We start from the raw sequence: 2,777 nt of genomic DNA, 5'->3' as shown, positions 1-2,777 counted from the left end.
CCTTGTCAACGCAGGACACCTTGTTCCCCCAGCTGGCGAAACAGCTTCCGCTCACCAGCCCGACATACCCCGTACCGATCACTGCAATGTTCAACTCTGTATGCACGATGTTCGTCTCCTCGCGAGTTGTTGACCTAAGAACCTGAGTTCGGTGGAAGCCATTGGGGATGGAAACGGACCTTGCGAATGTCCGCCTTGCCAAAGCCTGCCCCGGTGATTGAGTAGGTTTCGCTGAACAGGCTGATGCGCCCAGCACCCCATGCCAGAGATTCGACGCCGGTCATCCCATTCCTGGCCCCTCCAATTCCCATGAGTGTGAACATCGCTACAAAGCTGAGCGAAAGTGCAGCTCGGTAGCTCAGGCTTCTCACCTGCAGCGTATTCTCGCGAGCATGCTGAATGACGATGACTGCAAGCAGCATCGTATAAATTGCAGTGTTGAGCAGCGCCAAAACATAGAAGCCACTTGCTTCGCCGGGATTATTGACCAGTACCACCGGAAGTGCCGAAACTATGGAAAGGCCGGCATAGGGAGCCAGCACGCGCACAGGCAAGGGATCAACGGCGGAGTTGCCCTTGGGCGTGATGCGGAAATCTACGGCTGAACCAGTAAGCCAATCGCGCAGGGCCGCAATAGTGCCGGCAAGAGCCCACGGCCAGCGCGCGAACTGGAAGATCATGCTCTCCCAACTCAGCACTTTTGCGTTGTATGGCCGGTAAGAGCCAGTTGATCTCCAGCGAAAGGCCAGGATCACCAGCACCAGGGAAAGCGGGGCGAAATGCAGCAGGAACTGCGGATAGGTCACGTTGACAAAAATCATCCCGCTCGACAGCGCAATGATCGGCATGGCGAACATCAGCGCCATGAAGATTGCGAACAGGGGATACCAGAGCTGAGAAAACAGGAACTGAAACTTCAGCCGGGCCGGCAAGCAGGCGACATATGTGGGGGAGTATTGCAAAAGAACCGTCACGAGGCTGCGTGACCACTGAAACTCCTGCGTGGCGAGATCGGCGAAGGTGCGTGGCCCTTCTCCATGTGCAATAGCGTCAAGAGCATGGATGCCGCGCCAGCCGTAGGCATTCATCATCAGGGTTGTCGAATGGTCTTCTGCGAGTTCGGGTCCAAGTCCGCCGATCTCCTTCAGTGCCGCCGTGCGTACGGCGTAATGTGAGCCAATGCACATCGGCGCCAGATTGCCATTGTAGCCCGCCTGCAGCGCGCCGTGCATGCTCGCCTCAGCATCAAGCCGCCCGCGAGCTGACCAACTCAGCTTGGCATTGCTGTCGCATATGCTGGGGGCAGATACATAACCCACATTGCTATCGGCAAAGGGGCGCAGGATTTGCCACAGATATCCCGGCGCTGGAACATGATCGGCGTCCATCTGTGCGACGAAGTCGTATCGTTCATAGCCATATTTGTCATAGAAGAAAGCGAGATTGCCTTCCTTGCAGCGTGTGCGCCGCGGCCATTGCTGGCGATGATAGTCGACCTGGTCCTTGCGCGTTGAAACAAACACGCCGTGGCGGCGGCACCAGTTGAGCGTCTCCGGGGAGGGGTCTTCGTCTGCCAGCCAGGTATCGTGTGGCACATCCTGTGCCAGCATGCCCTCAAGTGTAGCGGAGACGACATTAAATGGCTCGGAAGGCGCTTTGGTGACGACCATCGCGACGCGGCTACCAGGTGGCAGGCGCAATGGCCCGCTCGGAAGCCTGGCGCGATAGAAGACAGCCAAGAAATAGGCGGGCAGAAGCGTGACCCAGGTCACGGTTGCTGTGGCCATCAGATATCGCACAGGCCCAGTGTAGTGTTCTGGATCAAGCCACCAGGTCCAGAAATAGACGAGTGCGGCCAACCAGACTGAAACGCCAGCGAGATATTCTCTGCGTTGTGCTCGGCTCATAAGCGGCACCATCAGAGTGTTATCATTTGTATCTGCGAGTGGGCTCGCAACGTCTGAGTCAAGCACGTAAGTCACTTTTAGACACCCAATACGGACAAGCCAAAACGTGGTGCGGCGGTGCGAACGATTGTGGCAAGGTCGGAGTGCTGCGGTACAAAGCCCAGTGTTCGCCGTGCCAGCGAAGGGTCCGCATAGAGTGCTGGCGGATCTCCTGCGCGCCGCGGATGTATTTCGATGGGAACCTGCCTGCCTGTTACGCGTGCGATCGTTCCGATGATGTCACGGATCGAGGAGCCAACGCCGCTGCCGATGTTCACAGCCAAGTTGGCGCCGCCATTGTTCAGATGATGAAGCGCCAGAGCATGGGCGCGGGCGAGATCCGAAACGTGGACAAAGTCGCGGATGCAAGTGCCATCGGCGGTTTCGTAGTCGTCGCCGAAGATTGGCAAGCGGGAAGCGGCATCTTTGGCCGCCAGCAATGCCTTCGGAATGATATGGGTCTCTGGCGTGTGCCATTCGCCCAGTTCGCCGTCTGGATCCGCGCCGGAAGCGTTGAAATAGCGCAGTGCGACATAGCGCAACCCATCTGCCATGGCGAAGTCCTCGAGGATCTGCTCGGCAATCAGCTTGGTTCGTCCATAGGGATTTATCGGCTGCTTCGTCGTTGCCTCGACGATTGGAAGGGCGGAAGGGACGCCATAGACTGCGCAGCTTGAAGAGAAGATGACTTGGCAGACATTGCTGAGGCTGCAGGCGTTCAGCAGCGACAGCGTTCCGGACACATTGTTGCGGTAGTACTTTGCCGGGTTCTCGACGGACTCCCCGACATAGGCTGCAGCTGCAAAGTGGATCACCGCTTCTGGCTTGTGC

General features: G+C 57.8%; 3 protein-coding genes. All 3 read right to left on the bottom strand.

Annotated elements, in window-relative coordinates:
* On the bottom strand, positions 1–94 hold a 94-nt coding region (locus ACILRA_RS21810; protein ID WP_395664138.1), incomplete at its 3' end, for an NAD-binding protein.
* Positions 95–134: 40 nt separating this feature from the next.
* Complete coding sequence (locus tag ACILRA_RS21805; RefSeq protein WP_395664137.1) at positions 135–1,919, bottom strand: glycosyltransferase family 2 protein; 1,785 nt, start codon at positions 1,917–1,919, stop codon at positions 135–137.
* 65 nt (positions 1,920–1,984) lie between these two features.
* Positions 1,985–2,777: UDP-glucose 4-epimerase GalE (gene galE, locus ACILRA_RS21800; RefSeq protein WP_395664136.1), on the bottom strand; the 793-nt coding region annotated here is incomplete at its 5' end.

Origin of the sequence: Aestuariivirga sp. (assembly GCF_044239095.1) — a bacterium.
Classification (GTDB): Bacteria; Pseudomonadota; Alphaproteobacteria; order Rhizobiales; family Aestuariivirgaceae; genus Aestuariivirga.
Note: the sequence above shows the minus strand (reverse complement) of the source record. Positions and strands in the feature narration are given on the sequence as shown.

What these genes read in the sequence shown, in the direction of transcription:
- ACILRA_RS21805 (WP_395664137.1), bottom strand. Translation starts at nt 1,919, where the DNA reads ATGGTGCCGCTTATGAGCCGAGCACAACGCAGAGAATATCTCGCTGGC.